General features: G+C 72.3%; 26 protein-coding genes and 1 pseudogene. 11 read left to right on the plus strand and 16 right to left on the minus strand.

Annotated features, from left to right (window positions below; genetic code table 11):
• Window positions 1–238: 238 nt before the first annotated feature.
• Window positions 239–2,023, plus strand: coding sequence for a glyoxylate carboligase (gene gcl / locus ACFC09_RS27100; RefSeq protein ID WP_376532938.1), 1,785 nt, complete (start codon window positions 239–241; stop codon window positions 2,021–2,023).
• 115 nt (window positions 2,024–2,138) lie between these two features.
• Here the strand turns inward: gcl and ACFC09_RS27105 are convergent.
• The 3 genes and pseudogenes from ACFC09_RS27105 to ACFC09_RS27115 form a co-directional block, all read right to left on the minus strand.
• A pseudogene (locus tag ACFC09_RS27105) lies at window positions 2,139–2,873 on the minus strand (TIGR04222 domain-containing membrane protein); the annotation flags it as partial.
• 684 nt (window positions 2,874–3,557) lie between these two features.
• Window positions 3,558–4,472, minus strand: coding sequence for a 2-hydroxy-3-oxopropionate reductase (locus ACFC09_RS27110; RefSeq protein WP_376532939.1), 915 nt, complete (start codon window positions 4,470–4,472; stop codon window positions 3,558–3,560).
• Between the two features lie 51 nt (window positions 4,473–4,523).
• Window positions 4,524–5,354: a TIM barrel protein gene (locus ACFC09_RS27115; protein ID WP_376532940.1), complete on the minus strand. Its 831-nt coding sequence runs from the start codon at window positions 5,352–5,354 to the stop codon at window positions 4,524–4,526.
• A gap of 168 nt (window positions 5,355–5,522) precedes the next feature.
• Here ACFC09_RS27115 and ACFC09_RS27120 point away from each other — a divergent pair, with 168 nt between their 5' ends.
• The 7 genes from ACFC09_RS27120 to ACFC09_RS27150 all read left to right on the plus strand — a co-directional run bounded on the left by ACFC09_RS27120 (window position 5,523) and on the right by ACFC09_RS27150 (window position 11,361).
• Complete coding sequence (locus ACFC09_RS27120; RefSeq protein WP_376532941.1) at window positions 5,523–5,774, plus strand: hypothetical protein; 252 nt, start codon at window positions 5,523–5,525, stop codon at window positions 5,772–5,774.
• Window positions 5,775–5,821: 47 nt separating this feature from the next.
• Window positions 5,822–6,133 carry a helix-turn-helix domain-containing protein gene (locus ACFC09_RS27125; protein WP_376533011.1) on the plus strand — a complete coding sequence of 104 codons (312 nt, stop codon included), beginning with the start codon at window positions 5,822–5,824 and terminating at the stop codon, window positions 6,131–6,133.
• A gap of 162 nt (window positions 6,134–6,295) precedes the next feature.
• Window positions 6,296–6,814 carry a 2-oxo-4-hydroxy-4-carboxy-5-ureidoimidazoline decarboxylase gene (gene uraD, locus ACFC09_RS27130; RefSeq protein WP_376532942.1) on the plus strand — a complete coding sequence of 173 codons (519 nt, stop codon included), beginning with the start codon at window positions 6,296–6,298 and terminating at the stop codon, window positions 6,812–6,814.
• On the plus strand, window positions 6,811–7,224 hold the full coding sequence (gene uraH / locus ACFC09_RS27135; protein ID WP_376532943.1) for a hydroxyisourate hydrolase: 414 nt from the start codon (window positions 6,811–6,813) through the stop codon (window positions 7,222–7,224). The genes uraD and uraH overlap by 4 nt, the downstream gene beginning before the upstream one ends.
• A gap of 7 nt (window positions 7,225–7,231) precedes the next feature.
• Window positions 7,232–8,221 (plus strand): factor-independent urate hydroxylase, encoded by a 990-nt coding sequence (gene pucL, locus ACFC09_RS27140; RefSeq protein WP_376532944.1) that lies wholly within the window; start codon window positions 7,232–7,234, stop codon window positions 8,219–8,221.
• A 117-nt stretch (window positions 8,222–8,338) separates the two neighbouring features.
• A complete protein-coding gene (locus ACFC09_RS27145; RefSeq protein WP_376532945.1) occupies window positions 8,339–9,718 on the plus strand; it encodes an 8-oxoguanine deaminase in 1,380 nt (459 codons plus the stop codon).
• Between the two features lie 257 nt (window positions 9,719–9,975).
• The gene (locus ACFC09_RS27150) at window positions 9,976–11,361 is read left to right on the plus strand and encodes a nucleobase:cation symporter-2 family protein (protein ID WP_376532946.1); all 1,386 of its coding nucleotides are present in this window, start codon (window positions 9,976–9,978) and stop codon (window positions 11,359–11,361) included.
• An 82-nt stretch (window positions 11,362–11,443) separates the two neighbouring features.
• Here the strand turns inward: ACFC09_RS27150 and ACFC09_RS27155 are convergent, their stop codons facing one another.
• From ACFC09_RS27155 to ACFC09_RS27185, 7 genes are all read right to left on the minus strand, one after another.
• Entirely contained in the window at window positions 11,444–11,866 is a 423-nt protein-coding gene (locus ACFC09_RS27155; protein WP_376532947.1) for an acyl-CoA thioesterase, read from the minus strand.
• 76 nt (window positions 11,867–11,942) lie between these two features.
• The gene (locus tag ACFC09_RS27160; protein ID WP_376532948.1) at window positions 11,943–12,620 is read right to left on the minus strand and encodes a hypothetical protein; all 678 of its coding nucleotides are present in this window, start codon (window positions 12,618–12,620) and stop codon (window positions 11,943–11,945) included.
• Between the two features lie 165 nt (window positions 12,621–12,785).
• Complete coding sequence (locus tag ACFC09_RS27165; protein ID WP_376532949.1) at window positions 12,786–13,391, minus strand: histidine phosphatase family protein; 606 nt, start codon at window positions 13,389–13,391, stop codon at window positions 12,786–12,788.
• Window positions 13,392–13,394: 3 nt separating this feature from the next.
• Window positions 13,395–13,931 carry a hypothetical protein gene (locus tag ACFC09_RS27170; RefSeq protein ID WP_376532950.1) on the minus strand — a complete coding sequence of 179 codons (537 nt, stop codon included), beginning with the start codon at window positions 13,929–13,931 and terminating at the stop codon, window positions 13,395–13,397.
• A 42-nt stretch (window positions 13,932–13,973) separates the two neighbouring features.
• Window positions 13,974–14,177, minus strand: a complete 204-nt coding sequence (locus ACFC09_RS27175) for a DUF397 domain-containing protein (protein ID WP_376532951.1) — start codon at window positions 14,175–14,177, stop codon at window positions 13,974–13,976.
• On the minus strand, window positions 14,177–14,383 hold the full coding sequence (locus ACFC09_RS27180) for a DUF397 domain-containing protein (RefSeq protein WP_376532952.1): 207 nt from the start codon (window positions 14,381–14,383) through the stop codon (window positions 14,177–14,179). Before ACFC09_RS27180 ends, ACFC09_RS27175 begins: the two co-directional genes overlap by 1 nt.
• On the minus strand, window positions 14,380–15,216 hold the full coding sequence (locus tag ACFC09_RS27185; protein WP_376532953.1) for a helix-turn-helix domain-containing protein: 837 nt from the start codon (window positions 15,214–15,216) through the stop codon (window positions 14,380–14,382). Before ACFC09_RS27185 ends, ACFC09_RS27180 begins: the two co-directional genes overlap by 4 nt.
• 149 nt (window positions 15,217–15,365) lie before the next feature.
• On the opposite strand from ACFC09_RS27185, the gene ACFC09_RS27190 reads away from it, so the two are divergent.
• Window positions 15,366–15,815 carry an ATP-binding protein gene (locus ACFC09_RS27190; protein ID WP_376533012.1) on the plus strand — a complete coding sequence of 150 codons (450 nt, stop codon included), beginning with the start codon at window positions 15,366–15,368 and terminating at the stop codon, window positions 15,813–15,815.
• 41 nt (window positions 15,816–15,856) lie between these two features.
• Here ACFC09_RS27190 and ACFC09_RS27195 read toward each other — a convergent pair whose 3' ends face one another.
• Together ACFC09_RS27195 and ACFC09_RS27200 are read right to left on the minus strand one after the other, a co-directional pair.
• Window positions 15,857–16,198: an SCO4225 family membrane protein gene (locus ACFC09_RS27195; RefSeq protein ID WP_376532954.1), complete on the minus strand. Its 342-nt coding sequence runs from the start codon at window positions 16,196–16,198 to the stop codon at window positions 15,857–15,859.
• Window positions 16,199–16,330: 132 nt separating this feature from the next.
• Window positions 16,331–17,539 carry a pyridoxal phosphate-dependent aminotransferase gene (locus tag ACFC09_RS27200; RefSeq protein ID WP_376532955.1) on the minus strand — a complete coding sequence of 403 codons (1,209 nt, stop codon included), beginning with the start codon at window positions 17,537–17,539 and terminating at the stop codon, window positions 16,331–16,333.
• Between the two features lie 87 nt (window positions 17,540–17,626).
• Here ACFC09_RS27200 and ACFC09_RS27205 point away from each other — a divergent pair, with 87 nt between their 5' ends.
• Window positions 17,627–18,343: a winged helix-turn-helix transcriptional regulator gene (locus tag ACFC09_RS27205; RefSeq protein WP_376532956.1), complete on the plus strand. Its 717-nt coding sequence runs from the start codon at window positions 17,627–17,629 to the stop codon at window positions 18,341–18,343.
• 112 nt (window positions 18,344–18,455) lie between these two features.
• Here the strand turns inward: ACFC09_RS27205 and ACFC09_RS27210 are convergent, their stop codons facing one another.
• From ACFC09_RS27210 to ACFC09_RS27220, 3 genes are read right to left on the minus strand one after another with little or no spacing between them, the layout of a single operon-like run.
• A complete protein-coding gene (locus tag ACFC09_RS27210; RefSeq protein ID WP_376532957.1) occupies window positions 18,456–19,271 on the minus strand; it encodes a hypothetical protein in 816 nt (271 codons plus the stop codon).
• Window positions 19,271–20,533, minus strand: a complete 1,263-nt coding sequence (locus ACFC09_RS27215; protein WP_376532958.1) for a VWA domain-containing protein — start codon at window positions 20,531–20,533, stop codon at window positions 19,271–19,273. Before ACFC09_RS27215 ends, ACFC09_RS27210 begins: the two co-directional genes overlap by 1 nt.
• A gap of 9 nt (window positions 20,534–20,542) precedes the next feature.
• Window positions 20,543–22,060, minus strand: coding sequence for an IucA/IucC family protein (locus ACFC09_RS27220; RefSeq protein WP_376532959.1), 1,518 nt, complete (start codon window positions 22,058–22,060; stop codon window positions 20,543–20,545).
• 116 nt (window positions 22,061–22,176) lie between these two features.
• Here ACFC09_RS27220 and ACFC09_RS27225 point away from each other — a divergent pair, with 116 nt between their 5' ends.
• A complete protein-coding gene (locus ACFC09_RS27225; RefSeq protein ID WP_376533013.1) occupies window positions 22,177–23,691 on the plus strand; it encodes an IucA/IucC family protein in 1,515 nt (504 codons plus the stop codon).
• A 108-nt stretch (window positions 23,692–23,799) separates the two neighbouring features.
• Here ACFC09_RS27225 and ACFC09_RS27230 read toward each other — a convergent pair whose 3' ends face one another.
• Window positions 23,800–25,281, minus strand: coding sequence for an FAD-binding protein (locus ACFC09_RS27230; protein WP_376532960.1), 1,482 nt, complete (start codon window positions 25,279–25,281; stop codon window positions 23,800–23,802).
• Window positions 25,282–25,537: the final 256 nt, after the last annotated feature.

Consider the following 25,537-nt stretch of genomic DNA (forward strand, 5'->3'; position numbering starts at 1 on the left):
TGTCGAGACAGCCGTCCCAGCGTGCTCCCGTCGGACCTCCGTTGTCCGTCTCTTGACGACGTTTGCCCCCCCGACCTACATTGATTCCAGATAGTAGAAGTTCAATTCCACAATACGGAAGTAATGTGGAAGTGTCAGTGCGGAAGCGGTGCCGCAGGCATCGCACGTCACCACAGGGCAGTGCTCACCGCAGGGCGCGACGGGAGTACGCATCCGACAGCCGAAGCAGGAGTACTCGATGGCTCGTATGACCGCTGCCCGCGCGGCAGTTGAGATCCTCAAGCGGGAAGGCGTCACCGACGCCTTCGGGGTGCCGGGCGCGGCGATCAACCCCTTCTACGCGGCGCTCAAGGCATCCGGCGGCATCACCCACACCCTCGCCCGCCATGTCGAGGGCGCCTCGCACATGGCCGAGGGGTACACCCGCACCCACGCGGGCAACATCGGTGTCTGCGTCGGCACCTCGGGCCCGGCCGGCACCGACATGATCACCGGTCTGTACTCGGCCACCGGCGACTCCGTCCCGATCCTGTGCATCACCGGCCAGGCGCCGACCGCGGTGATCCACAAGGAGGACTTCCAGGCCGTCGACATCGCCTCCATCGCCGGGCCCGTCACCAAGATGGCGGTGACCGTGCTGGAGGCCGCGCAGGTCCCGGGCGTCTTCCAGCAGGCGTTCCACCTGATGCGGTCCGGCCGCCCAGGACCGGTCCTGATCGATCTGCCGCTCGACGTCCAGCTCACCGAGATCGAGTTCGACCCGGAGACCTACGCACCGCTGGCCGTCTACAAGCCGGCCGCGACCCGCGCCCAGATCGAGAAGGCGCTCGCGCTGCTCAACGCGTCCGAGCGGCCCCTGATCATCGCGGGCGGCGGCGTGATCACCGCCGACGCCTGCCAACTCCTCGTCGAATTCGCCGAGTTGACCGGTACCCCGGTGGTGCCCACACTCATGGGCTGGGGTGCGCTCCCGGACGACCACGAGCTGAACGCCGGCATGGTCGGCCTGCAGACCTCGCACCGCTACGGCAACGCGACCTTCCTGGAATCGGACTTCGTCCTCGGCATCGGCAACCGGTGGGCCAACCGCCACACCGGCAAGCTCGACGTCTACACGGCCGGCCGGACGTTCGTCCACGTCGACGTGGAGCCGACCCAGCTCGGCAAGATCTTCGCGCCGGACTACGGCATCGCCTCCGACGCGAAGGCGGCCCTGGAGCTGTTCGTCGAGGTGGCCCGGGAGCTGAAGGCGGCCGGCCGACTGCCCGACCGCTCCGGCTGGGCCGCCGCCGCGCAGGAGAAGCGGGCCAGGCTCCAGCGCCGTACGCACTTCGACGACATCCCGATCAAGCCGCAGCGGGTCTACGAGGAGATGAACAAGGCGTTCGGACCGGAGACCCGGTACGTCACCACGATCGGCCTCTCGCAGATCGCCGGCGCCCAGATGCTGCACGTCTTCCGGCCGCGGCACTGGATCAACTGCGGTCAGGCGGGCCCGCTGGGCTGGACCGTCCCGGCGGCGCTCGGTGTCGCCAAGGCGGACCCGGAGGCGTCGGTCGTCGCCCTCTCCGGGGACTACGACTTCCAGTTCATGATCGAGGAACTGGCCGTCGGCGCCCAGCACAAGATCCCGTACGTGCACGTCCTGGTGAACAACTCCTACCTGGGCCTGATCCGGCAGGCGCAGCGCGCCTTCGACATCGACTTCCAGGTCAACCTGGAGTTCGAGAACATCAACTCGCCGGAACTCGGCGTCTACGGTGTCGACCACGTCAAGGTCGTCGAGGGCCTCGGCTGCAAGGCGATCCGGGTCACCGACCCGAACGAGCTGGGCGCCGCGTTCGAGCAGGCCAAGAAGCTCGCCGCCGAACACCGGGTGCCGGTGGTCGTCGAGGCGATCCTGGAGCGCGTCACCAACATCTCGATGTCGGGCACCAACGACATCGGCAACGTCGTCGAGTTCGAGGAGATCGCGACCGAGCCCGGTCACGCGCCGACGTCGATCCGGACGCTCAAGGTCTGACCCGGCCGGTGCGTGCGGGGGCGGCCCGGGGACGGGGCGCCCCCGCGGCGTGCCTCGATAAGCCCCGGCCCTCGGGTGCGCGGGCGCACGCGTCGGCCGTCGGCTGCGCGGGCGCTCAGCCGTACCCGCCGCCTCCGCAGCCGCCGCCGTAGTCGTGGCCGTGGGAGCCGCCGCCGTAGTCATGGCTGTGGGATCCGCCGCCGTGGTCGTGGCCGGGGTGCGCGGGGCCGCCCCCGTGGTCGCGGTCGTCCCCGTCGAAGTCGGCCAGGACGCCCTCGTCGACCCCGTGACGGAAGTAGCGGATGTCGTTGCCCCGCCCGAAGGGGAACCGGCCCTCGTCCGCGAGCGAGCCACGGCCGACGAGCCCGGCCTCGCGCGCGAAACGCGGCAGGACGGCCATCAGGGCGCGCTCGCCGTACAGCGCGACCGCGAACAGCACGGCGTCCTCAGAAAGGCCGTCGGGGCCGTCCGGGAGGGCATGGTGGTCCCGCAGCTCCGCCAGGTACCGGCGGGCGCCGCGGGTGCGGCCCGGTGGCAGCGCCCGCAGCAGTCCCTGCGCCGCAAGCTCCGCCCGCATCCTGGCCAGGGCCCGTCGCACCACCTCCCGGGCGGGCAGCTCCCGTGGTCCGGCCGGCCGGTAGAGACTGGTGCGTACCGCCTTCTCCAAGGGGTGGCGGAAGGACACGGTCCCCTTCGTCCCGGTCCGGCGCACCGTGCCCGGCCGCCCGGCCTCGACCACGCCGCGCAGATGCAGCCCGGCGAGGGCGACGGTCAGCGCGGCGCGGTCGCCGCCGCGGAGCAGGGCGACCGCGTACGGGTCCGGTGCGGTCGATGTCGTATGGCTCATGAGAAAACCCCCGTGCGGGGCCCGCCGCCCCGGTGCCGGAGGGCGCCGCGTGCCGGTGGTGTGCCCGCCGGCACGGGCCGTCGAAGCCTCCGCGTGCGATGCTCAGAGGTTGATTTGAGGGTTGCGTAGGCCGGGCTACGGCAGCGGCCGTACCCCGGCCCTCGTCGCGGTCCTGCCCGCGGGAAGCCGCTGGCCGCCCGGCGGCGCGTGACCGGGCGCGACAGGACATGCGCGCCGCCGGGCGGGATCGGGGGCCTCTTCGCTCAGCGGCGGGGCCGGGACCGCGGCCACCCAGGGAGGCGGCCGTGCTCCCGGCCCTGGGAGGTGGGGCCGGGACCGCGGCGGTCGCGACGGACCGGGGACGCCCTCCCCTCCGGTCGGGCAGGAGGTCCCCGAGTCCTTCACCACCGCACTGGTTCGCGTGTCCCCGGGCCTCGGCTTCGCCTGGCCCCGGGGACGTCCGCCGCGGTCCCCGCCTCGCCCGCGCCGCGTCCTCGGCGACCACGCCTGGACAGCGGCCCGGCCGTCCGTCGGGACGCGGCGCGGGGGCTCGCTCCACGCGTCGCGGAGCGCGGGCCGCGGGAAGCTGGTGTCGGCAGTCCGCCGAACTGGATTCCGGGCGGCGCCGGCGCCTGGGCGCGACACGACAGATGTCGGCACCGGCGCCGCCCGGAGGCAGGGGCCGGCTCAGACCTGGGAGCCGGACAGGCGTTCCACGGCCCGCAGCAGCGCCGAGTGGTCCAGGCCGCCGTCGCCCTGGGCGCGCAGGCTGGCGACCAGCTGGGCGACCACCGCACCCACCGGCAGGGGCGCGCCGACGGTGCGCGCGGCGTCCGTGACGATGCCCATGTCCTTGTGGTGCAGATCGATGCGGAAGCCCGGTTTGAAGTCCCGGTTCAGGAAGTTGTCCTTCTTGCGGGCCAGCACGGTCGAGCCGGCCAGGCCGCCGCCCAGGACGTCCAGGGCGGCCGCCAGGTCCACGCCGGACTTCTCCAGGAAGACCACGGCCTCGGCGCACGCCTGGATGTTCACGGCGACGATCAGCTGGTTGGCGGCCTTCACGGTCTGGCCGGAGCCGTGCGGACCGCACAGCACGATGGTCCTGCCCAGCGCCTCGAAGATCGGCTTCGCGGCCTCGAAGTCGGCCGGCTCACCGCCGACCATGATGGACAGCACGGCCTCGACCGCGCCCGCCTCGCCGCCGGAGACCGGGGCGTCCAGGACGCGGATGCCCTTCTCACGGGCGGCCGTGGCCAGGTCGACGGAGGTCTGCGGGGTGATCGAGGACATGTCGATCAGCAGCGTGCCCGGCCGTGCGTGCGCCAGGATGCCGTCCGGTCCGTAGGCGACCGCCTCGACCTGCGGGGAGGCCGGGACCATGGTGATGACCACGTCGGCGTCCCGTACCGCCTCGGCGATCGAGCCGGCCGCGGTGCCGCCGGCGGCGCCGAGCCGGTCCAGCTTCTCCTGCTCCAGGGTGTAGCCGGTGACGTCGTACCCCGCTTTGATCAGGTTCTCGGACATGGGCGAGCCCATGATGCCGAGGCCGATCCAGGCGATCGTCGGAAGGGTGGCGCGGGGGGAGTCGGCCTGGGTGCTCATGATGGGGTGCCTCTCTGACTGCTGTGCTCGGTCGGGGGTCGGCGTCGGGGTTCAGCGCGCTTCGCGCGGGAGCCACTCGAACGCCTCGGCGCTCGGGCGGTCGCCCGGCTTGTACTCCAGGCCGACCCAGCCCTCGTAACCGGCCTTGCGCACTTGGTCGAGGAGGTCCTCCAGGGGGAGCGAGCCGGTGCCCGGGGCCCCGCGGCCGGGGTTGTCGGCGATCTGCACATGGCCGGTCTTCGGTGTGTGGCGCTCGATGACCGCCGGCAGGTCCTCGCCGTTCATGGACAGGTGGTAGAGGTCCATGAGGAAGCGTGCGTTGCCGAGCCCCGTCGCCTCGTTCACCCGGTCGACGACCTCGACCGCGGCCGGTGCCGAGACCAGCGGATACAGCGGTGACTCGGGTTTGTTCAGCGCCTCGATCAGCAGGATCGCGCCGATCCGGTCGGCGGCGCGGGCCGCGAGCACCAGGTTCTCCAGGGCCAGGGTGTCCTGCTCGGCCGGACCCACGCCTTCGACACGGTTGCCGTACAGGGCGTTGAGCGCCGTGCAGCCGAGCGAGGCGGCGAAGTCCGCAGCCACGTCGATGTTGGCGCGGAACCGCTCGGACTCCTCGCCCGGCACGGACAGCGCCCCGCGGTCCGGTCCCGGGAGCCGGCCCGCGTAGAAGTTCAGGCCCGTGAGCCGGACGCCCGCGTCGTCGATCGCCTGTTTCAGGGCGGCGAGCCGGGACCGCTCGGGGGCAGGCTCGTCGACCCAGGGCCACCACAGCTCGACCGCGGCGAAGCCGGCCGCGGCGGCGGCCGCGGGACGCTCCAGGAGCGGGAGTTCCGTGAAGAGGATCGACAGGTTGACGTTGAAGCGCTGGTCTGCGAATCCCATCGGGGCCGCGCCCCCTTCCGGTCAAGAATTTCATATTGCGGAAGTTGATTTCTGCTTAATGGAAGACTGCAACCCTGGGCGGGTGGTTGTCAAGGCCAGGAGCTGTCGGCCCGGGTGTCCGTTAAGGTCGACCCACAGCGGCCGGGCGAGTGATGCCATGGGGGCACAGTGCGATTGCGAGTGGAGTTCACGACGGAGCCCTTCGATCTCGACGAGGCTCCGGCGCACGCGCTGGTGGCCCGCGAGGTCATCGAGGGAGCCGGGCTGGACGCGGTGGACGTCGGCCCGTTCGGCAATACGGCGGAGGGTTCGGCCGACGCCGTGCTGGCGGCCGTGGACGCCCTGCTGCGCCGCACGCTCGACGCCGGTGCCACCCGGATCTCGCTCCAGGTCAACGTGGCGGGGGAGGGGCGCAGTTGACCGGGGACGAGCCGTTCATCGCGGCGGTGAAACCGCTGGTCGACGCCATGGGCGGGCAGTTGCTGCCGCCGGACGAGGCCGGCCCCGACGACGTCGTGCTCGCCTGGGAGGGCGCCGACGTGGTGGCCGTACGCCTGCCGCAGCTCGCCGACTCGCTGGACCACATCCTGGCCGCCATGGAGCGCGGACGCGGCAAGCCGCTGGCCGACCTGGACCGCAAGGCCAAGCAGGAGGTCGTACGGGTCCTGGAGGCGCGCGGCGCCTTCACCGTGCGGCACGGGGTGGAGACCGTGGCGACCGCCCTCGGGGTCAGTCGCTTCACCGTCTACAACTACCTCAACCGCGAGAAAGAGACCTGATCGGAGCCATGGCCCGGGTGAGCCGGCGGGCGCCGTCCGGGGGCCGGGCGGCGGTGGTCCGAGCCCTCGAATTTTCAACAAAGTGTTGACGTCGGGTGGCGCAGGGCGTTAGCTGACCGCAGCCCGATCCGTACGAAGCCGCTCCCGGCAACGGAGGCTCCCGTGACTTCGACTCCCACGCCCCCGGGCCTGGCCCGGTTCAACGTCCTGGCGGAGCACACGGCCCGCGCCGCCCTCCAGGCCGCGTGCGCCGCTCCGGCGTGGGCGGACCGGCTGCTCGCCCACCGCCCGTACGCCACCGCCAACGACCTCTACGCCGCCAGCGACGCCGCCACGGCCGCCCTGACCCCCGCGGACCTCGCGGAGGCGATGGCCGCGCACCCGCCGATAGGCCGCCCGAGACCCGGCGACCCGGCCTCGGCCCGGGAGCAGCGTGGCATGGCCGGCGCCTCGGCGCGGCTGAAGGCCGAGATGCTGGAACTGAACCTGGCCTACCAGGACCGGTTCGGCCAGGTGTTCCTCGTCTGCGCCACCGGGAAGACCGCCGGGCAACTGCGCGACGCGGTCAGGGAACGGATCGGCAACACGCCGGAGCAGGAGCGGGAGATCGTCCGCGCCGAGCTGGCAAAGATCAACCGTGTCCGGCTGGCCCGACTCGTCGAAGAGGACCTTTCCCCATGAGCACGACCACCGCCGCCGAGCGGCAGAGTTCGGTGTCCACCCACATCCTGGACACCAGCGTCGGCCGCCCCGCCGCGGGCGTCGCCGTCCGGCTCGCCGCCCGCGCCGGGCGCGACGCGGACCTGCGGCCGCTCGGCGGCTCCGTGACCGACGCGGACGGCCGGTGCAAGGACCTGCCGGCCCTGCCGGAAGGGACCACCCACGTACGGCTCGGCTTCGAGGTCGAGGCGTACTTCGAGAACAGCGCGAAGAACCAAGCCGATGCGCAGCAGGACGCCCCCGCGAACCGGGACAGCGGCACGGTGTTCTTCCCCGAGGTGGCGGTCACCTTCGCGGTGACCGCCGGGGAGCACTACCACGTACCGCTGCTGCTCAACCCGTTCGGCTACTCCGTTTACCGAGGGAGCTAGCAGACACATGGCAGTCAATTCCCGCCCCGCCCACCCGTCCGACCCCCGACCCGCCCCCCGGGCGGTCCGGGGACAGCACGTGATCCTCGGACAGAACCAGTACGGCAAGGCCGAGAACCGGGTCGTCAGGATCACGCGGGACGGCGCCACCCACCACATCAAGGACCTCAGCGTCTCCGTGGCGCTGAGCGGCGACATGGCCGACGTCCACCACTCCGGATCCAACGCCAACGTCCTGCCGACCGACACCACCAAGAACACGGTGTTCGCGTTCGCCAAGGAGTACGGCATCGAGTCCGCCGAACAGTTCGGCATCCACCTCGCCCGCCACTTCGTGACGAGCCAGGAGCCGATCAGGACGGCCCGGATCCGCGTCGAGGAGTACGCCTGGGAGCGGATCCCGGCCGCAGGCGCCGACGGCCGGCCCGCCGGTGCGGGCGAGTCCGGGCACTCCTTCGTCCGCAAGGGACAGGAGACCCGGCTGGCCCAGATCACCTACGACGGCTCGTCGTGGGAGGTCGTCTCCGGCCTCAAGGACCTGGTCGTCATGAACTCCACCGACTCGGAGTTCTGGGGCTACGTCAAGGACAAGTACACGACCCTCCCGGAAACCCGCGACCGGATCCTGGCCACCGAGGTCTCCGGCCGCTGGCGGTTCGGCTGGAGCGACGACACGCAGCCCATGCCCGACTGGGAGACGTCCTACGAGGAGACCAGGAAGCACCTCCTCATGGCCTTCGCGGAGACGTACTCGCTCTCCTTGCAGCAGACGCTCTACCAGATGGGCACGCGCGTGATCACCCACCGCGGCGAGATCGACGAGATCCGTTTCTCGCTGCCGAACAAGCACCACTTCCTCGTCGACCTGGAGCCCTTCGGGCTGAAGAACGACAACGAGGTGTACTACGCCGCCGACCGCCCCTACGGCCTCATCGAGGCCACCGTCCTGCGGGAGGGCCGCGAGGCGCGGATCCCGGTGGACCTCAGCAACCTCTGACCGACCCGTCTTCGGCACCCGCGGCCGACAAGCAGCGCTCCTCGGCCGCGGCACTCACATCCCCGGGGTCCTGCCGTGCCCTCACCTCTTCGGTCCACAGAGCGCAAAGGACGAATCATGGCAGCAGCCCAGCGCATCGTCATCGAGAACTGTTCGATCGCGACGGTCGACGCCGACGACACCGAGTACGCGGACGGACACGTCGTCCTCGCCGGCAACCGCATCGAGGCGGTCGGCGCGGGCCGGGCCCCCGGGGGACTGACGGACGTCGTACGCCGTATCGACGCCACCGGCCACCTGGTGACCCCCGGCCTGGTCAACACCCACCACCACTTCTACCAGTGGATCACCCGGGGCCTGGCCACGGACCACAACCTCTTCGACTGGCTGGTCGCGCTGTACCCGACCTGGGCACGCATCGACGAACCGATGGTGTACGCGGCGGCGCAGGGCTCGCTCGCGATGATGGCCCGCGGCGGCGTGACCTGCGCCATGGACCACCACTACGTCTATCCGCGGGGCTCCGGCGACCTGTCCGGCGCGATCATCCGCGCCGCCCACGAGACCGGCGTCCGGTTCACCCTCGCCCGCGGCTCGATGGACCGCAGCCGCAAGGACGGCGGGCTGCCGCCGGACTTCGCCGTCGAGACCCTGGAGGGCGCCCTCGCCGCGACCGAGGAGACCGTCCGCCGGCACCACGACGCCTCCTTCGACGCCATGACCCAGATCGCCGTCGCGCCCTGCTCGCCCTTCTCCGTTTCCACCGAACTCCTGCGTGCGGGCGGCGAGTTGGCCCGTCGGCTCGGAGTACGACTGCACACCCACGGCTCGGAGACGGTCGAGGAGGAGAAGTTCTGCCACGAACTGTTCGGGATGGGCCCGACCGACTACTTCGAGTCCACGGGCTGGCTCGGCGAGGACGTGTGGATGGCGCACTGCGTCCACATGAACGACTCCGACATCGCCGCCTTCGCCCGCACCGGGACCGGCGTGGCCCACTGCCCCTCCTCCAACGCCCGGCTCGCCGCCGGTATCGCGCGCGTACCCGACCTGCTCGCGGCCGGCGTCCCGGTCGGCCTCGGCGTCGACGGCACGGCGTCCAACGAGTCCGGCGAACTCCACACCGAACTGCGCAACGCCCTGCTGATCAACCGTCTCGGCGCCTACCGCGAGGCCGCTCTGACCGCCCGCCAGGCGCTCAGACTCGGCACGTTCGGCGGCGCCCGGGTGCTGGGCCGGGCGGCCGAGATCGGCTCGCTGGAACCGGGCAAGCTGGCCGACCTGGTGCTGTGGAACCTCGGCACGCTGGCCCACGCGTCCATCGCGGACCCGGTGGCCGCGCTGGTGCTCGGGGCGGCGGCGCCGGTCACGGCGTCGTTCGTGAACGGTCGGCAGATCGTCGCGGACGGGCGGCTGCTGCACGTCGACGAGGACGCCGTCGCCCGGTCCACCAGGGCCGAGGCCCAGCGCCTGGCGCGGCTCGCCGCGCAGGACTGACCAGCTGAAGCTCCGGCCGGGAGGGACGGCTCCCGGTCGGCGGCCGTGGATCCCAGGGGGCTCCACGGCGGCCGTCACCGGGGCGCGCGGCCGACCCGCGCGCCCCGGAACGGTCACCGTTCCCCAAAACGGGCCCGTTCCGGGTACCCTCCCACCGTCCGGCCCGGCCGCGGCGCGAGGTACCCGCACAACCGCACACCCCACCTCCTTGACACCCACGTCAGAGCAGACGTGCAACCGACCGGAGGAGAGCCGCCGTGTCCGCGAACCCCGTTGCCGCACCCCACCCAGTCGACGCGAAACTCCCCGCCCTCAAGCTGGCGACCAGCGGCCTGCAACACGTGGCCGCCATGTACGCGGGGGTCGTCGCCCCGCCCCTGATCGTCGGCGCCGCCGCGGGCCTGTCCGGCACCGACCTCGCCTTCCTCACCGGCGCCTGCCTGTTCACCGCGGGCCTCGCCACTTTCCTGCAGACCATCGGGTTCTGGAAGATCGGCGCCCGGCTGCCCTTCGTCAACGGCGTCACCTTCGCCGGGGTCGCCCCCATGACCGCGATCGTCGCCGCGAGCCATGACAGGTCCGACGCCCTGCCGGTCATCTTCGGCGCCGTGATGGTCGCCGGAGTCCTCGGTTTCCTGGCCGCGCCCTTCTTCTGCAAGGCGGTCCGCTTCTTCCCGCCCGTCGTCACCGGGTCGGTCATCACGCTCATCGGCGTGTCACTGCTGCCCGTCGCCTTCGGCTGGGCGCAGGGTCCCGACCCGGCCGCCCACGACTACGGTTCGGTGAAGTACCTGGGCCTCGCGGCCGCGACCCTCGTGATCGTGCTGCTGCTGCGCCGCTTCACCCGTGGCTTCGTCAAACAGATCGCGGTCCTGCTCGGCCTGATCGCCGGGACGCTCGTCGCGATCCCGTTCGGTGTCACCGACTTCGCCCCGGTCGCCGACGCGGACGTGGTCGGCTTCCCGACCCCCTTCCACTTCGGGGCACCGCAGTTCCACCTCGCCGCGATCCTGTCCATGTGCGTGGTCATGGTGGTGTCGATGACGGAGTCGACCGCGGACATGCTGGCGCTCGGCGAGATCGTCGAACGGCCCGCGGACGAGCGGACCATCGCGGCCGGACTGCGCGCCGACACGCTCGGCACGGCGATCAGCCCGCTGTTCAACGGGTTCATGTGCAGCGCCTTCGCACAGAACATCGGGCTGGTCGCGATGACCCGTGTACGCAGCCGGTTCGTGGTCGCCGCGGGCGGTGGCTTCCTGGTCCTGATGGGCCTGTGCCCGATGGCCGCCTCGCTCATCGCCGTCGTACCGCCCCCGGTGCTCGGCGGCGCGGGCGTGGTGCTGTTCGGCTCGGTGGCCGCGAGCGGCATCCAGACGCTGGCCAGGGCCGGCCTGGACAGGGACAACAACGTACTGATCGTGGCCGTGTCCCTCGCCGTCGGCATCATCCCGATCACCGCTCCGGACTTCTACCACGCCTTCCCGCAGACCGTACGGATCGTCCTCGACTCGGGCATCTCCACGGGCTGCGTGGCCGCGGTACTGCTCAACCTGGTCTTCAACCACCTCGGCCGCGGCGGGCAGGCGCGGGACGTCACCCACCCCATGGAGGCGGGCGAGGAGATGGCGGCCGGCCACTGACCCCGATCTCCGCGCCCGTCGGCCGCCGCGCGGGTACCGGGTCGCTCGGAGCGGGCCGTCCCGCGGGCCGTCCCGCGGGGCGTCACAGCCCGAACGGGCCGAAGTCGGTCGCCAGTTCCTTGAAGACCTTCCGCGGGTCGGCGACCAGCTTGCGCAGCTTCAGGTCCAGCACACCGCTGACCCCGGTGATCTCCGCGGCCACGGTGCCGTCGGCCTTCCGAATCGTCTGCCGGATCCGGAAGGTCTTGCCCTCGCCCCACTCGAACTCGCAGGTCACGTCGACCTCCTCGCCCGCGACCAGTTCGCGCAGATAACGGATCGTCGTCTCCAGCACGACCGGGCCGACGCCCTGGCCGGAGAGCCGGCTCTGGCTGATTCCGGCGGCCTGGAGCGCCGACCAGCGGGCGTGCTCCGCGTAGCTGAGGTACACCGCCTGGTTGAGGTGGCCCTGGACATCCGTCTCGTATCCGCGGACGGTCACCCGGACGGAAAACGGCTCGCTCACAGTTGGCTCTCCCTCGTGTTCCGGTGTTCCTCGTGTGTATGAGGCACTGATGCCTCCGATCCTGGCATGCCCCCTCTCACACCCGGCGCGGGGAGGCCAGGAGATACCGCTCCCGTGTCCGCGGCCGGGTGTACTCCCCGGCTTGCCAGCCCGCGTTCTCCAGCGTGGCCGCGCAGGCCCGCAGCAGCTCGGCGTCGCGCGTGTACACCCCGACCGCCTCCGGCTGCGGGGTCGCGCGCACCCGGTACCCGTCGGTGTCCGGCTCCGGCCCGGCCGGCCGGTGTCCGGCCGCCTCCAGGGCGAGTGCGGCGGCCCGCACCAGATGCGCGCGCTCCCAGCCGCACGGACGGTCGGCGGACCCGTCCGGGTTGGTCATCCGGCGCAGTTCGAGCAGCCCCTGCCAGGCGGTGTGCACCTCGCGGGCCCGGTCCGGCCCGGAGGCCACCTCGGTGTCCTCCGGGCCGCCGACACGGGCCGCGAACACCCCGCTGTCGGCGGCCGGGACGGTGGGACGGTGGGCGTGCGCGACGGGAGCCGTGGCCGGTGCGGCAGGGGCGGCGGTCGGCGGGGTCGTCGCACGCAGCCGGTGTCCCGCCGGAGTGAGGAAGTGGTCGTGCGGCGGACGCGGATGCCGGAAGGCCAGCCCCCGCTTCACCAGCGCCGCGAGCTGCGGCTCCGTGCCCCGCAGCCGCCCGGTGACCGGGTCGGCGGCGTCGATCACCTGCCGCTGCGCGGCGGTCGGCGGTCGGGTCACGGTCTGGCTCCTCCCCGATGGTCGGCCCTTCGCGGAGCCGGTGGACGCTCACTGTGCTGAGCCGGTGGCCGGCTCTTGCGCGGGGCCGGTCGTACGCTCCCTTCGAAGCGTACGACCGGGGTCCGACAGCGGGCCTGACCCGACGATGGGCCCGGCTCGGCCCGGTCAGTCGGCCGGCCGGACGTTCCACTCCGCGACGACCGGCCGCTCGTGCTCGGTGCCCAGTCGGCACAGCGTGCCGGTCTCCAGCAGGAACAGGGCCCCGTGCGCGGGCGGCAGCCCCAGGCGGCGGGCGGTGAGGACGCGCAGGAAGTGCCCGTGTGCGACCAGCAGCACATCGGCGTCGGTGTCGATGTCGGCGAGCGCGGCGTCCACCTCGGCCAGGACCCGGTCGGCCCGCGCGCCGACCTGCTCGGGAGTCTCCCCAGGGTGCTCCGGCGGCCCCGGCTCCACTCCGTCCGTGAACAGGAACCAGCCGGGCCGGGTGCGGTGGATCTCGTCGGTGGTGATCCCCTCGTAGCCCCCGTAGTCCCACTCGTGCAGGTCGGCGTCGACGCGGGCGTCACCCGCCCCGATCAGTTCGGCCGTCTCCCTGGCCCGGTGCAGCGGGCTGACGAAGGCCGCGCCGATCTGCTGCGAGCGCACCAGCGGCGCCAGTCGGCGGGCCTCCTCCCGGCCGTGCTCGGTGAGGGGTACGTCCGTCCAGCCGGTGTGCTGTCCGGACAGCGACCACTCGGTCTCGCCGTGCCGGACCAGGAGAAGATCACCCATGTCTCAGAGGCTACGGGCCCAGCGCGCCAGCTCCGTGAATTCACGCTCCCGCAGGCCGTGGCGGGGGTCGACCGGAAGGAGCAGCGCGGGGCCGTCGTGGTGCGCGGCGACATGCCGTACGTCGAGATCCGTGATCATGTCGTCGACCCAGACGAAGGGCCGCCCGGCCGCCCACGCGACCACGTGCCGGGTCTTCCAGTACAGGCCCTCGGGATCCGTGGCGAACAACTCGGGCCATTCGATGACCGGCAGCGTGCCCGGCAGTCCGATCACCGGCGCGATCATCTCGTTGGCCTCGTGCATCCAGGTGGTCGCCCACGCCAGTTCGTACGGCAGCGCGAGCAACCGGGCGCCGTGACCGGGGTGCAGCCGCACCCGCAGCCCGCGGCGCAGCCGCCGCGAGCCCGGCTCCTGCCGCGCCGACCAGTCGGCGGGACGGAGCCGCCGGGTGACGTAGCCGTGGTGCCGCAGGAACCGGGCGCGGAAGGGATTGAGGGGGCCGTCGACGTCGAGGAGCAGCAGCGGGCGGCGGTCGGTCATGCCGGTTCCCGTCATTGGCGGCCCCCTTTCGGTTTGTCGTCCTCAGCGGCCGGTGGCGTACGAGACGAAGGCGGACCATTGCTCGGGGCCGATGGTGAGTTGGGGGCTCCGGTGGCGCTTCGAGTCCCGTATGTGGACGGTGCTGGGGGCGAAGGCGACCTCCACGCACTCCGGCCCGTCGTTCGTGCTGTAGCTGCTCTTGAACCACTTCAGCGCAGAGCCACGGTCCGTTGTGGGATGGGTCATCATCCCTGCTGCGGTACGTTCTCGACGAAGGCGGCCCATCCCCTCGGGCCGACAGTGAGCCGGGGGCCTTGGTAGTGCTTCGAGTCCCGTATGTGGACGGTGCTGGGGGCGAAGGCGACCTCCACACACTCCGGGCCGTCGGAGGTGCTGTAGCTGCTCTTGAACCACTCCAGCGCGGAACCGTTGTCCGCTGTGGGGTTGGTCATCTTGTCTCTCCCAGTACTTTCTCGATGAAGGCCAGCGATTCGCGGGGCGTGAGGGCTTGGGCTCGGATGATGCCATAGCGGACCTCGAAGACCTGGATCTCCTGAGGGTGCGAGATCAGGCGGCTGGTGAGTTGCACCTCGTTGTGTGCCACCGTGTCCCCCTTCCTCAGCCGCAGCAACTGGAGCGATCCGTCAAGACCCGCGTGGTCCTCGCGGTGCGTGGGCATCACCTGGATCTCGACGTTCCGTCGCTGGCCGACCTCCAACAGGCGTTCGAGCTGTCTCCGCATCACCATTCTGCCCCCGAGCGGACGACGCAGTGTCACCTCTTCCTGGACGAAACTGAAGACAGGAGCGGGCTGTTGATCGAAGATCTTCTGGCGAGCCATCCGAGCGGCGACCAGACGCTCCACCTCTTCCTCGGCGAAGGGAGGACGCCGCATTGAGTACAGCGCGCCCGCGTACTCCGGCGTCTGGAGCAAGCCGTGGACGACGGAATTGGCGTACGCGCAGATCTCAACCGCCTCCGCCTCCAGCTTCGCCAGATCCCGCACCTTCTTCGGATACCGCGCCTGCTCCACGTCCTTCGTCAGCCCGGCGATCATCCCGCCCGCTTCGAGCACCTGGTCCGCCGCTTCGAGGAGTTGCGCCTTCGGTGCCCGCCGTCCCCGTTCCACCGAGGAGACCTGCTCCTCGCTGTAGCCGATGGCCGTACCCAGTTCGGCCTGGGTGAGCTTCTTCCGCTCGCGGTACATCTTGACGACCTTGCCGACGGTCCGCAGGACGGCCGCCGACTCCTCGTCCTCGGCGTCCCCACCGGTCACGTCCACCATTCCGACACCTCCACCACGCGGCTCCCGTGAGCAACTTCCGGCCCGTCCGCCGCGTCACGCATCGCGGCCCGGACAGTCCCGGACAGCGACCGGACAGTGACGCTGCGTACTGACGGCGCTGCTGTTCAGGGTAGATACACGTGACCACGCTGGGTGAGGTGAACGCTGATATCGCCGACTCGACGGTCCGTCATTCCGCCCTCCTCCTCTCGGCCACTCCGAGAGGCGCCCGGCTCGCCCGGCACCTGGCGGCCGAGCAGGTCCACAGCTGGGGCTGGACGTACGACACCGAGGCCAACCGCACGGTGGCCCTGCTGGTGACCGAACTCGCCGCGAACGCGGCACTGCACGGCCGGGCGCGGGGCCACGGCTTCCGCCTCCGGCTCACCCTGTACCCCGCGGACGCCACGCTCCGTATCGAGGTGACGGATCCGCGGCCCGACCGCCGTCCGCCCGGCCCGGGAGACCTGGAACCGGCCTGTCTCGACGCCGAGTCCGGCCGGGGGCTGTTGCTGGTGGAGGCGCTGGCCACGCACTGGGGTACGACGTGTGCGGACCCGTACACCAAGACCGTCTGGTGCGAGGTCGCTCTCGCGTGACCCGCGTGACCCGCGTGACGGTGCCCCGGCCGGTGACTTCCTCAGGCGGTCGGGTGCGGCGTCCCGGTGCGCAGCGCGCGGGCGAGCAGGCCGATCAGGGCCGCGTTGACCAGACCGGACAACGCCACACCGGCGGAGAAGATCAATGGGCTCAGCCAGGAGAGCGAGGAGTCCCATTCCGGGGTCGGCACCAGGAAGGCGAGGATGCTGAGCGGGGCCGTGGTCATGTACGGCCAGATCGCGGCGAACCCCGGGTCCGGCGACAGGTACACGGCGTACAGGAAGACCGCCAGCGACGCGGCGACCACGGCGAGATAGCCGCGTGCGGGCCAGTTGTCCGTGGCGAGGGCGAGGAAGCGGCGCGTGCGGGAGGTGTTCGGCATGTCGGGCGTCCTTCGGGTCGGGTCGGCTGCTGCCCTCACAGGGTGGCCCGGGGGATGTTCCGCGGGGATGAGTACAGGTACTCATCCCCGCCTGGGGGCCACATCGCGCTCAGGCACCGGGCCCGGCGGATGTCACTGCCGGTATCCGCCGAGGAACCGCCCGATCCGTCCGATCGCCGCCTCCAGGTCGTCCGCGTGCGGCAGGGTGAGGATGCGGAAGTGGTCCGGGGACGGCCAGTTGAACCCGGTGCCCTGGACGACCTGGATCTTCTCGCGGAGCAGCAGGTCGAGGACGAACTTCTCGTCGTCGTGGATCTTGTGCACCTTGGGGTCGAGGCGCGGGAAGGCGTACAGCGCGCCCTTGGGCTTCACGCAGGACACGCCCGGGATCTCGTTGAGCTTCTCCCAGGCCACGTCCCGCTGTTCCCTGAGCCGTCCGCCGGGTGCGGTGAGTTCGCGGATGGACTGGCGGCCACCGAGCGCGGCCTGGATGGCGTACTGGGCGGGCGCGTTGGGGCACAGCCGCATGGAGGCCAGCATCGTCAGGCCCTCCAGGTAGTCCTTGGCGTGCTGCTTGGGGCCGGTGACCACCAGCCAGCCCGAGCGGAACCCGGCCACCCGGTACGTCTTCGACAGCCCGCAGAACGTGAGGACGACCAGGTCGGGGGCGAGCGCGGCGGTGGGGTGGTGGACGGTGTCGTCGTACAGGATCTGGTCGTAGATCTCGTCGGCGAAGACCATCAGGCCGTGGCGGCGGGCGAGGTCCAGGATGCCCTCGACGATCTCCTTCGGATAGACGGCGCCGGTCGGGTTGTTGGGGTTGATGATGACGACGGCCTTGGTGCGGTCGGTGATCTTCGACGCCATGTCGGCCAGGTCCGGGTACCAGTCGGCCTGTTCGTCGCACAGGTAGTGGACCGGTTTGCCGCCCGCCAGGGTGGTGACCGCCGTCCACAGCGGGAAGTCCGGCGCGGGGATGAGGATCTCGTCGCCGTCCTCCACCAGCGCCTGGACGGCCATCGACACCAGCTCCGAGACGCCGTTGCCGAGGAAGACGTCGTCGACGCCGACCGCCAGGCCCAGGTTCTGGTAGCGCTGGGCGACCGCCCGGCGGGCGGAGAGGATGCCGCGCGAGTCCGTGTAGCCGTGCGCCTGCGGCAGCATCCGGATCATGTCCTGGAGGATCTCCTCCGGCGCCTCGAAGCCGAACAGCGCGGGATTGCCGGTGTTCAGGCGCAGCACGCTGTGACCCGCCTCCTCCAGCGCGTCGGCGTGCTCGATCACCGGGCCGCGGATCTCGTAGCAGACCTCGCTGAGCTTGTTCGACTGCCGGAACTCCATGCGCCGCTTCCCCTCAGATAACTGGTGTTGCTTGGTTTTACCAAGTGGGAGCTTGGAAAGTCCAACAACATGTCTAGACTGCGTCGCATGTCACCTCGCCGAAGCTACGACCAGTACTGTTCCGCCGCCCGCGCGCTCGACCTCGTCGGCGACCGCTGGACTCTGCTGATCGTCCGGGAGCTGCTCGCCGGTCCGCGCCGCTACACGGACCTGCACGCGGACCTGCCGGGAGTGAGTACGGACGTACTCGCCTCGCGGCTGAAGGACATGGAGCGGGACGGACTCGCCACCCGCCGCCGGCTGCCCCCGCCGGGCGCCGCGTACGTCTACGAACTGACCAGACGCGGACGGGAGTTGCTGCCCGTCGTGCAGGCACTGGGCGCGTGGGGGCAGCCCGAGCTGGGGGAGCGCGGGCCGACCGACGCGGTGCGCGCGCACTGGTTCGCGCTGCCCCTGCTGCGGGCGCTTGCGGAGGAGGGGCTCGTCGACGTGCGCCCGGCCGACGTGCGCCCGGCCGACGTGCGCCCGGCCGACGTCCGCCTGACCGATGTCCCCCCGGCCGATGTGCGCCTGGTCGAAGTCCGTCTGGACGAGGGGGACTTCCACCTGTACGTCGGCGCCGAGGACGGGCCGGTGTACGGCGACGGGCAGGCGCCCGCGGAACCCGAGGCACGGCTCGCGATGGACACGTCCACCGGTACGGCCGTCGCCCGGGGCCTGCTGCGGGTGTCGGACGCGGTGCGGTCCGGGCGTATCACCGTCACCGGGGACAGCCCCCTCGCCAAGGCGCTGCGGGAGGCGTGAAAGGAGCGAGGGGAAGGAACGAGGGGAAAAGGAGCGAGGGGAAAGGAGCGAGGGGAAAGGAGTGAGGGCCCGCCGATCCGTCCGGCGGGCCCTCCTGCGCGCGCAGTCGTTCTCAGACGCCCGGCGGCACCCGGTTCGGCCGCCCCGAGCCACGGGTCAGCGCGTACCCGCCGATACCCGCGAGCGCGGCCAGCACGCCGCCCACCCCGGTCCACACCCAGCGGTCCGACCACCAGCCGGACGACCAGCCGTCGTCGGGCTTGATGCTGGAGAGCACCGCGGTCTTCACCGACCCGTCCTTCTCCGCGTCCCCGGCCGTGTCCTGCTTGACGGAGTTCCCGGGCACCAGCGGCTCGGCCAGCGAACCGTCCACCGCGGCCGAGCCGCCGATGTGCTTGGCGTCGGCGCGCACCTCGGCACGCACCGGCTGCCCCAGATCGGCCGGGGCGAGATCCACCACGGTCAGCCGGACGTAGTACGTACCCGGCAGCGGGTCGTTCGCCCACGGCTCCGACCAGGCCCGCACCGTGCGCAGCACGCAGTGCAGCTCGACCGTGCCGGTGCCCCCCGCGGCGGTGCGGGTCTGGGTGCCGTACTGGCAGGACTGGCGTCGGCGCAGACCGTCGTACACGTCCAGCTGCCAGGTCTGCGTGCCGTGCGTCCCGGGGAGCTTGACCGTCGCGCGGACGTCCGGGCGCTGCCCGGCGTCCGCCGGGAACGACCAGTACAGGTAGTCACCCGTGGAGCCGTCCGCGGTGGCCTGCTGGCCCTGGTCGATCTCGGTCGCCGTACGGAACGAAGTCCCCGCCTGCGTGGGCGCGTTGCCGCCGTCCGACGCGCTCGGCGACGGCGTGGAGTCGGCCGCCGCGGGCGCCGCGGCCAGCCCGAGCAGCAGCAGCGCACCGGTCACCATACGTGTGATTCGCATCAGTTGGTCCTCCAGACCGCGACCCGCCAGCGCGACACCCAGCCCCACAGCAGCCCCCCGACGAAACCGGTCACCACCAGCGCGCCGAGCAGCCACCAGCCGCGTCCGAGACCGAAGGCGGCCACGTCGTGCGCCTGGTCCGGGCCGCCCACGACGTCGACGGTCAGTTCGAGCGGCAGGCCCGGCTGCGTCTTCACCCCGGAGGCCACTGAGTAGGAGTTGGTGACCTGCAAGCAGATCGACTCCGCCGGGGCGTTGTCGTCGTCGCTCTCGGGCTTCGGGTAGCGCAGGCCCGTCGAGATGACGTCCGTACGGCCGTTGCCCGCCGCCTCGCCGCGCACGACCTCCCGGCCGTGCGTGGTGACGGCCCGCAGCAGCACCCCGTAGTCGGGGTTCACGGCCCGGTCCGCCGCGACGCTCACCGAGGCGCGCAGCTCCTGGCCGGGCTCGACGTCCACCTTGTACCAGCGCTGCTGCCCGAACTCCTCGCGGTCCGTGTACAGGCCGGGCTTCAGCGCGGGCGCCTCGGCGCACTCGCCGGACCCCTCGGTCGCCACCGGAGTGACCACCGGATCCGCCGCCCGGTCCACCAACTGGCCCACGCGGTCGCTGAGTTCCGCCTTGTGCTGCACGGAGGTGTAGGTGCCGCCGGTGGCGTCCGCGATGCAGCTGAGCTGGTCGCGGGTCTTGGCGTCGGGCACCAGACCGAGCGTGTCGATGGTCAGCCCGATGCCCTTGGCGGCGATCTCACGGGCCACCTCGCACGGGTCGAGCGGCTGGCAGGTGTCCTCGCCGTCGCTGATCAGGACGATACGGCGGGTGCCGGAACCGCCATCGAGGTCGGTGGCCGCCTTCAGCAGCGCCGGCCCGATCGGGGTCCAGCCGGTCGGCGCCAGCGTCGCCACCGCCGTCTTGGCGTCGGTCCGGTTCAACGGGCCGACCGGGTAGAGCTGCTCGGTGTCCTTGCAGCCCTCCTTGCGGTCGTTGCCGGGGTAGTTGGCCCCCAGCGTGCGGATGCCGAGCTGCACCTCCTCGGGGGTCGCGTCCAGCACCTCGTTGAACGCCTGCTTCGCCGCGGCCATCCGCGTTCCGCCGTCGATGTCCGCCGTACGCATGGAACCGCTGACGTCCAGCACCAGTTCCACCTTCGGAGCGGCCTGCTCCGTCTCGTCGGCGGCTGCTGAGGCGGGGAACGCCAGCGCGGCCGTCAGGGCGGCGAGCAGAGCGCAGACTCCCGCCGCCAGCCGTTGTGTTCTGATCATCGGCGGATCCTATTGATCAGAGGTGTCGGGCTCCAAAACGAACGGGTTGGGCAGCGCCGCCCACTGGTCACCGGGGGTTCGCGGGGACAGCCGCATCAGTGTCAGGGCCTTGGCGGGCAACGGCCCTTCGCACAGCGCGGCCAGGTCGGCGGTGCGCGGCAGATCCGGCAGGGCCGCCGCCAGCGCGGCCCGCAGCGCCTCCCCCGAACCCGCCACGGCGGCCAGCGCCCCCGCCACCAGGGAGCCGAACAGCTTGCGCCGCAGGGTCCGCACGTCGTCCGTGATCAGACGGCCCGTCAGCTCCGGCGGGACGATGCCGTGCCGGGCCAGCCGGGCGGGGCTGATCCGGATGTCGGCGAGGTCACGGTAGACCAGCCGCAGCGGATCGCCCGAGCCGGACAGCACCACCAGGAGGTTCTGGCCGTGCGCCTCCAGGGCCACCCCCAGGTCCAGCAGCCGCAGCCCGACGGTGAGCGCGAGCCGGACGAACGCCGCGAGCCGGGCCGGGGAGCGCGGCAGCCCGGTGGCGGCGAGGGCGGCGACCGGGAGCACGTACTCGCCCGGCGCCGCGAACCGCTGCGGCGACTCGCGCAGCACCGCCGCCAGATCGGGGGAGTGGGCGGTGGCCGCGCCCAGGGTGCGGGTGACGTGCAGCAGCCCGTCCGTGTGGGCCGCAAGGCCCTCCGCGAACGCCGACAGGGTCGCCGAGGCACCCACCGAGTACACCGAGATGTCCCGCACCGAGGACGTCAGCCGGGTGCTCAGGGCGGTCTTGACGTGCGGTCCGTCCGGCAGGGCGAGCGTGCGCAGCGACATCAGCGGGTGGGCGGACGGCCCGCCCCCGCCCGGGGACTTGAGGACATGGGCGGCCTGCCAGGGATGCACGGGGATCAGCAGCCGCCCCCCGTCCCGCAGCTCCGCGGGCCACTCGCCGCTCACCAGGCACTCCGCGGCGGCGACCGGCACTGTCCCCAGGTCCACCACCGGCCGGTGCTCCGGCGCGTACGCGAACTGCTCGGCCACCGAGAAACCGGGCCGGGACCGGCACCCGGGGTGGAACGGATGACCGTCGACCACCCGCTGCTCCCACTCCCAGTCCCGCGCGGGCCACACCGGGGAGGGCTCCGGCTGACCGGCCCGCGACAGCGCCAACGAGGCCACGCTGTGCGCGAGTTCAGCCGCGAAACCGGCCGCGTGCGGTACCGCGAGGGCGGTCAGCAGCCGGGCCGGATCGTCGTACGCCGTGCCGTCCAGGGAGACGGCCGTCACATACGCGTCGGTCGCGTACGGATCCGCGAGCGGCCCGTCCAGCGTCCGGCCGTCGGCGAGCCGCAGGGCGAGCCCGTCCGGACCGGCCGTCCGCCCGGCCAGCCACGGCAGCGGCTCGTGGGCCAGCGCCCGCCACAGGCGGGTCAGCACGGCCGCGCGGGCTCCGGGCAGCTCGGCCGCGTACCACGGCACGAGGCCGGGCCGTACGTCGGCCAGCTCGGCGGCGACCTGGGCCTCGGCGGTGGGGGGACGGTGCACGGGCTGGCTCCTCGGATCCGGGTGGGTGGCACGCATGCCCTGTTCGACAGACATACTGATCGGGATCGGACCGACCGGGTGCGCGACGCCATGTGGCCCGTGACACCATCTGGACCCTGGACGAGGAACGGGACCGCGTGGACCTCTTGCACCTCGGCGACGACGTCGGCGTACGTGCCGACGCGTACGCCGCCGCGCCCCTGCTCAACTGCCTGCTCAGGGAGGTCGCCGAACGATCGCCGCAACCGGGCGGGCCGCTGGTCCACCGGCTGCCCGCGAGCGGCCGGCTGCTGCGCGTGCGCGGCCTGCGGCGGCCCACCGCACCCGAGGTGTACACGGCCGGCGCCTGGCACCGCCTCGACCACACCGAGTTGGTCGGACTGGTCGCCGACGAACTGCGTCGGCACACCGGAGTGCCCAACGACGAGTTGCCCGGCGAGATGCTCGACAGCCGCGACACCATCGCCGCGCTGCTCACCGCCCGCGCTCGGGCGACACCGCCCGACGACCCGTACCTGCGCTCCGAGCAGTCCCTCCTCACCGGTCATCCCTGCCATCCGGCGCCCAAGGCCCGCGGCGGCGGCCCGGCCGACGGCTGGCTGCCGTACTCCCCCGAGGCCCACACCCGCTTCCCGCTCGTACTGCTGGGCGTACGCGCCGACGCCGTGGTCGAGGAGGGCGACACCGCGGCGCTGGATGCCCTCGGCACCGCCCCGCCCGGCTACCGGCTGCTGCCCGCCCACCCCTGGCAGCTCGACCTGGCCGCCCCCGCCCTCGCGCCCGCCTTCGCCGACGGACGCCTGCTCCGGCTGGGCACGACCGCCTCCACGGTGTGGCCCACGGCGGCGATCCGCACCCTGTACGAACCCGGGCTCGATCTGTTCCTGAAGTTCAGCCTCGACGTGCGCATCACCAACGACATCCGCCGCCTGTGGCGGCATGATCTGCTCAGGCTGCGCCGTACCGACTCCGCCGCGAGCCGTGCCTTCGCCGCCTTCGACGGCCCGGCGGCCTGGCTCGGGGACCGCGGCTACCGCACGGCCGCCTTCGCCTTCGAGGAACTGGCCGTCCTGGTCCGTGACGGGTTCGGCGCCCACCTGCTGCCGGGCGCGACGCCGCTGCTGGCCGCCGGACTGGTGGAGGGCTTCGACGGCGACCCGCTCGCCGCGACCGCCGACCCGGCCGCCTGGTGGGCGGCCTACCTGCGCCAGGTGGTCCCCCCGGCCCTGGCGGCCTTCGCCGACCACGGCGTGGTGGTCGAGGCGCATCTTCAGAACACGCTGATCGCCGTGGACGGCGCCGGTCTGCCCGTGCAGGCGCTGTTCCGGGACGCCGAGGGTGTCAAGCTCCTCTCCGACGTGTCCCGGGCGGCCGGCTGGGAACGGCTCGTCTACACCCTGGTGGTCAACAACGTCGTCGAGGTCGCCGCGGCCCTCGCCGAGCGCCATCCCGGCCTCGACCCCTGGCCCGCCGTCCGCGGCGAACTCGCCCGGCACGGCCTGCCCGAGGCCGGCGCCCTGCTCGCCTCGCCGACCCTGCCGGGCAAGACGAACCTGCTGCTGCGCTGGACCCGCGCGGACGGCGCCGACGCCCGCTATCTGCCGCTGCCGAACCCACTGGCGGGCGGGTAGCGCCGACGCCGCCAGTGGGCGGTGGGCGGTGACAGGGACCAGAGGCGCGGGTACGGGCGCCGGGCCGGTCGCACGTGTGGGGTGCGGGTGTGGTGTGGGCCGGTCCGCTCAGGCGGTGAAGACGTGCTGGCCCGGAGCGAGCAGTCGATGGGGGTCGTAACGGCGCTTGGCGGCGTCGAACTCCTCCCACAGCTTGCCGTACTGGCCGCGCCAGTCCGCCGCGGTCATCGGGACGGACCCCACGGGATACTGGGTGCCGCCGGCCGCGCGGACCGTCTCGTAGGCGACGCGGTTGGCGGCCGTCCGGGCGCTCACCGCCGCCTGGTCCGCCGGGTCCAGCGTCCACAGCACGGCCATCAGATACGGCACCGGATCGTCCGGGACCCGCAGCAGCGGGGTGTGCAGGCGCCGGTGGACCAGCGGGTAGAGCAGGACGACACCGCCGGGGCCGACGTCCTGCCCGGCGAACCCGTCCAGCAGGGTCCGGGACAGTTCGGCGACGCGGTCGCCGGGCAGCAGCAGATTCAGCCACGGGTGGCACCACGACCAGAATCCCTCCTGCTGGAGGGCGGCCACGCCGTCGGCCAGACGGTTCAGGAAGTCGAAGTATCCGAGCGTCTGCGCGGAGATCTGCCCGGCCCGGTCGTACCGCAGGCCACGCAGCAACGCGCCGTCGTCCCGCGCCGGCCCGGCGGGCGGCCCGTAGGCGACGGCCTCCAGCACGTACTTCGTGTACGCCCCCGACTCGTCCGGCTCGGCCGTGCCCTCGACATACGCGAACCGCTGGTCCCCGGCGAGCAGCCGCTGGTCGGCGAGGAACGTCTCCAGGTCCGCGTACGGCAGCAGGAAGTGCCGTACGGTCTCGGGCGCGGTCACCAGCCGCAGCGTCGCCGAGATGATCACCGCGCACTGGCCGAGCCCGGCGAGCACCGCGTGGAACAGGTCCGGCTGCCGGGTGGGCGAGCAGGTGACCACCTCCCCGGTACCGGTGACCACCTCCAGCGCGAGGACGTTGTCCACCTGGGCGCCGTACAGGTGAGCCTGGCCGCCGAGCCCGCCGGCCGAGAGGGTGCCGCCCACCGACAACTCCAGGTAGTCCGTGAACACCGGCGGCGTCAGCCCGTGCCGCAGCGTCTGACGCGCCACCGCGCTCCACACCGCCCCGGCGCCCACCGTGACCTGCCCGGCCGTCACCGGCCCGATCCCGTCCAGGGTGCTCGTCTCGATCACCAGGCCCTCGGCGACCTGCGCCTGGCCGTACGTCGCATGTCCCTGACCGCGGGCCGCAGCCGCGACGCGGTAGTCGTTGCAGAGCTTGATCATCTCCGCGACGTCGTCGGCGGACTCGGCCTGGAGCACGACCGCCGGGACCTCGTGCACGAGGTGACCGAAGTCGTCCGCGTCGTCGTCGAGCGTCCCCGCGTCCGCCCGCAGGCAACCCTCCAGCCGTGGCACGGGCACCAGACCGGGCCGCCCGGCCTCCGCCCCCGCCCGCGTCACCCACACCCGTGCCTCCGGATCGAAGGCCACCACGTCGATCCCCGCCGCCTGCGCGGCTAAGTCCGTCCGCCCTTCCGACCGCTCCACCATGCGTCCCCTCCTCGCCCGCGCCCGCGCCGAACGGGGCGCCTCGAAGTCCCTGTCGAAGTGCCTCTCGAAGTGCCTCTCGAAGTCCCTGTCAAAATCGCGATCGTACCGTCGCTTCCGGGCCCGCACGATGGCATCGACCTGGAATTTCCGGTACGGACACGCAGGGCGTGATCGCGGCCGACTCGCCGTCCGCCCCGGCCGGACACCAGCGCGTCGTGCACGGGCGCCGGCCGTCCGCCGGGCCGGGGCCCGGCGG

It is taken from the genome of Streptomyces sp. NPDC056161, assembly GCF_042268025.1.
GTDB lineage: Bacteria > Actinomycetota > Actinomycetes > Streptomycetales > Streptomycetaceae > Streptomyces.